Source organism: Paraclostridium benzoelyticum, from assembly GCF_001006285.1.
GTDB lineage: Bacteria > Bacillota > Clostridia > Peptostreptococcales > Peptostreptococcaceae > Paraclostridium > Paraclostridium benzoelyticum.
Genome location: NZ_LBBT01000349.1, coordinates 20,275 through 27,034 on the forward strand (window position 1 = coordinate 20,275; position 6,760 = coordinate 27,034).

The 6,760-nt window shown below is 28.7% G+C and carries 9 protein-coding genes and 1 tRNA gene; 9 read left to right on the forward strand and 1 reads right to left on the reverse strand.

The genetic code is table 11. The annotated features are described in order from the left end of the window. The first annotated feature begins 27 nt into the window (after positions 1 to 27). The 9 genes from gcvH to VN21_RS16825 all read left to right on the forward strand — a co-directional run bounded on the left by gcvH (position 28) and on the right by VN21_RS16825 (position 6,467). The gene (gene gcvH / locus VN21_RS16785) at positions 28 to 405 is read left to right on the forward strand and encodes a glycine cleavage system protein GcvH (RefSeq protein ID WP_046824277.1); all 378 of its coding nucleotides are present in this window, start codon (positions 28 to 30) and stop codon (positions 403 to 405) included. Between the two features lie 171 nt (positions 406 to 576). After that, positions 577 to 2,505, forward strand: a complete 1,929-nt coding sequence (gene acsV, locus VN21_RS16790; protein WP_046824278.1) for a corrinoid activation/regeneration protein AcsV — start codon at positions 577 to 579, stop codon at positions 2,503 to 2,505. A gap of 4 nt (positions 2,506 to 2,509) precedes the next feature. Then, entirely contained in the window at positions 2,510 to 3,376 is an 867-nt protein-coding gene (locus VN21_RS16795; RefSeq protein ID WP_046824279.1) for a radical SAM protein, read from the forward strand. After that, on the forward strand, positions 3,373 to 4,350 hold the full coding sequence (locus VN21_RS16800; protein ID WP_046824280.1) for a radical SAM protein: 978 nt from the start codon (positions 3,373 to 3,375) through the stop codon (positions 4,348 to 4,350). The genes VN21_RS16795 and VN21_RS16800 overlap by 4 nt, the downstream gene beginning before the upstream one ends. Next, positions 4,332 to 5,147 carry a lipoate--protein ligase family protein gene (locus VN21_RS16805; protein WP_046824281.1) on the forward strand — a complete coding sequence of 272 codons (816 nt, stop codon included), beginning with the start codon at positions 4,332 to 4,334 and terminating at the stop codon, positions 5,145 to 5,147. Before VN21_RS16800 ends, VN21_RS16805 begins: the two co-directional genes overlap by 19 nt. A 162-nt stretch (positions 5,148 to 5,309) precedes the next feature. Further along, complete coding sequence (locus tag VN21_RS16810; RefSeq protein ID WP_021428376.1) at positions 5,310 to 5,501, forward strand: CooT family nickel-binding protein; 192 nt, start codon at positions 5,310 to 5,312, stop codon at positions 5,499 to 5,501. Between the two features lie 45 nt (positions 5,502 to 5,546). Continuing rightward, entirely contained in the window at positions 5,547 to 5,963 is a 417-nt protein-coding gene (locus VN21_RS16815) for a DUF3842 family protein (protein WP_021428408.1), read from the forward strand. Between the two features lie 12 nt (positions 5,964 to 5,975). Continuing rightward, entirely contained in the window at positions 5,976 to 6,263 is a 288-nt protein-coding gene (locus VN21_RS16820) for a hypothetical protein (protein WP_021431748.1), read from the forward strand. 112 nt (positions 6,264 to 6,375) lie between these two features. Beyond that, positions 6,376 to 6,467: transfer RNA gene (locus tag VN21_RS16825), tRNA-Ser, on the forward strand. A 51-nt stretch (positions 6,468 to 6,518) separates the two neighbouring features. On the opposite strand, the gene VN21_RS19005 is transcribed toward VN21_RS16825, so the two are convergent. Continuing rightward, positions 6,519 to 6,760 (reverse strand): hypothetical protein (locus tag VN21_RS19005; protein ID WP_046824282.1); only part of this gene is annotated, 242 nt, incomplete at its 5' end.

Here is a 6,760-nt window from a genome sequence, read left to right on the forward strand (position 1 = left end):
ATCTTATAAAATTTGAGGAGTGAAACAATGAAAGTTATACCAAGTTTAAAATACTGCAAAGAGCATACATGGGTAAAAATAGATGGAGAGTATGCTTATATAGGAATAACAGATTATGCTCAAGATCAATTAGGTGAAATATTATTTGTTGAGATGCCTGAAGTAGAGGATGAATTAACTAAAGGTAGTGACTTTGGAGTTGTAGAATCATCAAAAGTTGCTTCTGATTTAATAGCTCCTATATCTGGAGAAGTTGTACAAATAAATGAAGATTTAGAAGATGAGCCAGAAGCTATAAATGAAGATGCTTATGATGCATGGATAATAAAAATAAAGATGTCAGATCCAGAAGAGTTAGATAGTTTAATAAACTCTGATGGGTATGAAGCTAGTATAGAGGAATAACAAGAAGCTGTTTCAAGTGAAATTGTAAAATCAATTGATCTTGGAACAGCTTTTTTGATTTCAAAATTTGATAAAAATAAAACAAAAATCAAGGTAATATGATTGTTTACATAGAATATATATTTAGGGGATAACTTTGTAACTTAGTGACTTTAAATAAGGGGGATTAGCATGGTTAAAGTAAAAATATTGTCTCATAAAAAAGAGATTGAATGTAACAAAGAGGATAATTTACTAGATGTTCTTAGAGAAAATGATATATTTATCGATGCTCCTTGCAATGGAAGTATGGTATGTGGAAAGTGTAAAGTAAAACTAAAAAATGGTAAAGTAGATTCTAAAATGAATATACACATAAATGAAGAAGAAAAAAAGCAAGGATATATTCTTTCGTGTGCAAGTAAGGTTATTGAAGATATAGAAATTGAAGTTCCTTCAAAACTTTCAACATCTATGAATGAAATGAAAATTGAAGGTAGTGATAATAATAAAGATAAAAAAATATTTGATAAATCAATCAACATATTAAAAATCAATTCATTAGATTTCAATAAAAAAATATTTAAAAAATATATAGAGATAGATGAGCCAAATTTAGATGATAATATAAGTGATATAGATAGAATTCAAAGACATATTAGAAATAATTTTGGATATGAAAATATAGAGTTTAGTTTGAATTTACTTAGGAAAATCCCTTTAGTAATTAGAGATAATAATTTTAAGGTAACTATAACTTATGAACTGAAAAATAACATTGTTTATTTGATTGATATTAATAATGGAAATACAGAAGATGAATTTTATGGGATAGCTGTTGATATAGGAACTACATCAGTTGTAGTTTGTTTAGTTAATTTAAAAAATAATGAGATTATGGGAAAAGAGTCATCAGGAAATGCCCAAATTAAATATGGGGCAGATGTAATAAATAGGATAATATTCTCAACTAAAAAGGATGGAATTAAACTTCTACAACATGCAATAGTAGAAGAAACTATAAACCCACTAATAGAAAAGTTGTGTAATAAAAATAAAATTGATAAAGAGTATATAAGTTATTTTGTAGTTGCAGGTAATACGACAATGAGTAGCTTATTTTTAGGAGTACATGCGGATTTTTTAAGACAAGAACCTTATATACCTCCATTTGTAAAATCTCCAAATTTAAGTGCTCATGATATAGGATTAAATATAAATAAAGATGCTACTGTATATCTAGCACCATCTGTAGCTAGTTATGTTGGTGGAGATATAACAGCAGGGGTATTATCTGCTGGAATATGGGCTAGTGAAGAAAATGTATTGTTTATAGACTTAGGAACTAATGGAGAGATTGTGTTTGGAAATAAAGACTATATGATGACTTGTGCATGCTCAGCAGGGCCCGCATTTGAAGGTGGAGGAATAAGTTGTGGTATGAGAGCTTCAAATGGAGCTATAGAGAAAGTAGATATAGATAAAAATACTTTAAATCCTAAATTAAAAATTATTGGAGATTGCAATCCAGTTGGAGTTTGTGGTTCAGGAATAATAGATATTATATGTAAAATGATGATAAGCGGAATTGTTGATAGAAGAGGTAAGATTAATAAAGAATTAAAAAATAAACGTATAAGATTTAATGAACATGATATAGGAGAGTATGTGCTTGCATTTAAGGAAGAGTACAATATAGAAAATGATATATCGGTAAATGAAGTAGATATAGATAATTTTATAAGAGCAAAAGGAGCTATATATTCAGGGGCATCTATACTTATAGAAAGCTTGGGCATGGATTTTAGTGTAATAGATAAAGTTTTAATTGCAGGAGGTATTGGAAATAGCTTAGATATAGAAAATTCTATTATGATAGGTTTATTACCAGATATAGATAGAGATAAATTTGACTATATAGGTAATAGCTCTCTTATAGGTTCTTACTTAACATTAATAAGTAATGATGCGAAAGATAAGTTAGAAGAAATAGGAGATCAATTAACATATGTAGAATTAAGCGTATATCCTACATATATGGATGAATTTATATCTGCTTGTTTTTTACCTCATACAAATATAGAACAATTTCCTTCAGTTAAAAATATATTAGGAGAATAAATCTATGAATTTAAATCGAAAAATTAATTTAGCATATGATACAAAAGTTAAAAACTTTGGAAATGATATTGAGTTTGCATATCCAACCCAAACCTTAGCAGTGAGTATAACAGATACAAACTGTAGTCTAGGATGTGCTCATTGCAATGGTCATTATTTAAAAAACATGACACCTATAGCTGAATATGAAAAAGATATAAAAAAGAGAAATATAACTAGTATATTATTAAGTGGTGGATGCAGCCAAGATGGAGATGTTCCTATAGATAGTCATATAGAAACTATAAAAAATTTAAAACAAAAGGGCTATAAATTAAATTCACATATAGGACTTATGAATAAAGAAAATATAGATTTGGTCTGCAATTTTTTAGATTATGTATCATTTGACCTTGTATTTGATGAGGATACTATAAAAGAAGTATATAAAATTAATAAAAGCAGAGAAGAATACATAGCTACATATGAATATATAAAAAGATACACAAAGGTAGCTCCACATATATGCATAGGACTAAAGGGTGGAAAGGTAAAAGGAGAATATGAGATTATAGACTATCTTGAAAAAAACCAGCCAGATCAATTAACTTTTATAGTTTTAATACCTACAAAAAATACTGAGTATGAAAATGTAGAGCCACCTAATTTAGATGAAGTTATAGATGTATTATGTGAAGCGAGAATAAGGCTTCCAAAAACTAAAATAAATTTAGGCTGTATGAGGCCCAGGGGCAAATATAGAAGTGATTTAGATAAATTAGCAATAGAATGTGGAATAAATAAAATTGTATTACCGTCAAGATCATGTAAAAACTTAGCACTTGAAATGAAGTTAGATATTAAAGAGAGTAAGGAGTGTTGCATATTATGATTAGATTGTCTATTGGAACTGCAATAGAACTTGGTATAAAAAGAGGACAAAGCGACATACCTCCTACTACTGCTTATATAATGATAGGAAATCAGTGTAATAATCGATGTTCATTTTGTTCACAATCCATTGAAAGTAATAGTAGAAAAGATAAACTGTCTAGAGTTTTATGGCCAGAATATACAAAAGAAGAAATTTTAGATGCTTTTAAAAGCTATGAAGGAGAAAATATAAAAAGAATATGCTTACAATCAATGGATAGTGAAGAATCTCTTAATGAAGTAAGAAAATTTGTTAAATATGTCAATTCTAATTTAAATATACCTATATCTTTATCAGCCAAGTTAGAAGATATGGATGAAATTGAAAAATTCTTTGATCTAGGAGTTGAAAAAATAGGTATAGCTATAGATGCTGCAAATAAGGAATTATATGAGAAGATAAAAGGAACTAATTTTGATAAAAAAATAGATTTTATAAAAGAAGCAGGACTTATATATCCAAATAGAATTAGTACGCATATAATCGTAGGATTAGGAGAAATCCACAAAGATATATATGATTTATATAAAACTCTGAAAGGTTATAATATAACAATTAGTTTATTTGCATTTACACCTGTAAAGGGAACTAAAATGGAAGATGTAAGCCAACCTAGTATAGAGAGTTATAGAAGAGTTCAACTTATGACGTATATGATGGATAAAGGGTATAATGGAGATTACTTTAAATTTGGATTAGATGGGTACCTAGAAGAAATAGAGATAGATGAATATATAAAGATGGATATATTAAAAGGAAAGCCATTTGAAATAAAAGGATGTAAGAATTGCAATAGACCATATTATAATGAGAGACCAGGACATACAATATATAATTATTCAAGAAAGTTAAGCAAAGAAGAAATTAAACTAGCAATTAAAGAAATTAACTTAGATATAGGGGAAGCAAAATTATGCAAAAGTGGAGAGTAATAAAAAACAAAACTTATGATGGCTCAATGAATATGGCTATAGACGAAGCTATTACTATTTCGTATAAAGAAGGAAGATGTAAGCCTACACTAAGGTTTTATTCTTGGAATCCTAGTTGTTTAACTATAGGATATTTTCAAAAGTTTGAAAGTGAAGTAGATATAAAAAAATGCAAAGAGTTAAATATAGACTGTGTAAGAAGAGTTACAGGTGGAAGAGCCGTATTACATCAAAATGAGTTAACTTATTCTATAATTGTAGGAGAAGACAATGAACTGATGGATAAGAGTATAAATAGTTCATATAAGTTCATAAGTGAAGGAATTGCAAATGGATTAAAACTTGAAGGTATAGAGGTTGATGATTTAAGTAAGGGAGAAAAAATTAGTAGAGAGAAGCTTTCAGCTGCGTGTTTTAATGCACATGCTTCATATGAAATAACTATAAATGATAAAAAAGTTGTAGGAAGTGCACAGCATAGAAATGATGGAGTTATATTACAACACGGGTCTATTGTATTGAATTTCAATATAGATGATTTGTATGAAATTATAAAAACCAAATCTCCGGAAATAAAAGAAAGAGCAAAGAAGTTTACGTTAAGTAAGGCAAGTGGTATTGAGAATGAAATAGGAAGAAAAATAGATATAAACAGCCTCGAAAAATCCATTGTAAGAGGAATGGCAAAGACTTTTAACGTTGAGTTTGAAGAGGAAGAGCTAACAGATTATGAACTAGATTTAGCCAAGTGTTTATATAGTAAATATTCTTCAGATGAGTACACAAATAAAAGATAATTTATATAAGTAAAGGAATTGACTTCAACCAAAATTTGGTGTTATACTCAAAATATACAAAGTTATTTGAAATCATGAAGATTTCTTTAAGGGTTTTGAAATACCTTGGAGGGATCTTTTTTTGATTGAGTATAAAATTAATATACTAAGGGGGATTATGTTATGTGTGAATCAGCAGCTTATGTTTTAAAAAACAACAATCTTGAAAGAGTAATGGATAATGTGGTTAGTGTAGACCCATACGAAGGAAAAGTATATTTAACAGATTTACTAGGAGAGCAAAAAATAATCGATGGGGAAATAAAAGAAATAAGACTTATGGATCATAAAATAATAATCAAAGAATCAGTATAAAACAAATTTTAATTTACATAAAAATGTAATTGAGGGGAAGAAAATATGATAATAGCAGTTATAGATGGAATGGGAGGCGGAATAGGAGCTCAAGTTGTATCAGCTCTTAGAGATGAACTTCCATCGTACATAGAAATATACGCACTAGGGACAAACTCAATAGCAACAAGTTCAATGATGAAAGCACACGCTAATAAAGGTGCTACAGGAGAGAATGCTATAATAGTTTCAACAAAAAAAGCTAGTATAGTAGTTGCGCCAGTATCTGCAGTTATACCAAATGCAATGATGGGTGAAGTAACCGCTAGAATTAGTGAAGCAATCTCAGATAGTGAAGCTTTAAAAATATTACTTCCTATAATGCCAGAAGATGTAGAAATGGTGGGATTAGAAGGAAAACCATTATCACTGTTGATAAAGGATGCAGTAAAAGTGATAAAAAAAGAATTTAATATAAAATAAGGGGGATTATAAATGCTATTTAATAAAACTAGTGTAAGAAACCACCATGGTCACGACCATGATCATGAGCATATAGAACATTCAGGTGCGGCTGTAGCTGAAAATAAAGATGAAAAAACTCTCAACATACTTCTTGTTCATTGGGTAAATCACAATGAATCTCATGAAGAAGGATTTAGAGAGTGGGCAGAAAAAGCTAGAGAAATGGGAAAAGAAGAAACTGCTAAAAATATTGAACAAGCAATTGATTACTTAAAAAAATCAAATGAAATGCTATTAGAAGCTAAAAAGAATATGTAAGCAAAATAAGGAGTTAATCTCCTTATTTTTATGTCGAATCAAAAAAAATTGTAAAAAACGTTGACATCAAAAAAAAAAACTTATATAATCATAGTATAGTAAAAATGAATACGGAGAAGTACTCAAGTGGCTCAAGAGGATCCCCTGCTAAGGGATTAGGCTGGGTTAACCGGTGCGAGGGTTCGAATCCCTCCTTCTCCGCCAGTAAGAACTGTTGATATTTCAACAGTTCTTTTTTTTAGGCAAAGATGATATTTATAACTCTTTAGAAATTAAAAATTTAGATAATGCGTTAATATTGTCGACTATAAAATCATTATTAAACTTTATGGGAATTATAGATCCTAATTTATAAAAAAATATTGTATTTCCATTGCTATCGATACCCTTATTAAGATTTATAAATATATTCAATATATTTTCTTCGGTAGAAATAGTATAAGTATCTCTAAATATATTTAATGGAAGTTTAAATTTTTTTCTAGATATAAAATTTA

Bases quoted from the DNA above. Each gene is read 5' to 3' on its own strand.
- acsV (WP_046824278.1), top strand. From the start codon at position 577: ATGGTTAAAGTAAAAATATTGTCTCATAAAAAAGAGATTGAATGTAAC.
- VN21_RS16820 (WP_021431748.1), top strand. From the start codon at position 5,976: ATGCTATTTAATAAAACTAGTGTAAGAAACCACCATGGTCACGACCAT.
- VN21_RS16805 (WP_046824281.1), top strand. From the start codon at position 4,332: ATGCAAAAGTGGAGAGTAATAAAAAACAAAACTTATGATGGCTCAATG.
- VN21_RS16795 (WP_046824279.1), top strand. From the start codon at position 2,510: ATGAATTTAAATCGAAAAATTAATTTAGCATATGATACAAAAGTTAAA.
- VN21_RS16810 (WP_021428376.1), top strand. From the start codon at position 5,310: ATGTGTGAATCAGCAGCTTATGTTTTAAAAAACAACAATCTTGAAAGA.
- VN21_RS16800 (WP_046824280.1), top strand. From the start codon at position 3,373: ATGATTAGATTGTCTATTGGAACTGCAATAGAACTTGGTATAAAAAGA.
- VN21_RS16815 (WP_021428408.1), top strand. From the start codon at position 5,547: ATGATAATAGCAGTTATAGATGGAATGGGAGGCGGAATAGGAGCTCAA.
- gcvH (WP_046824277.1), top strand. From the start codon at position 28: ATGAAAGTTATACCAAGTTTAAAATACTGCAAAGAGCATACATGGGTA.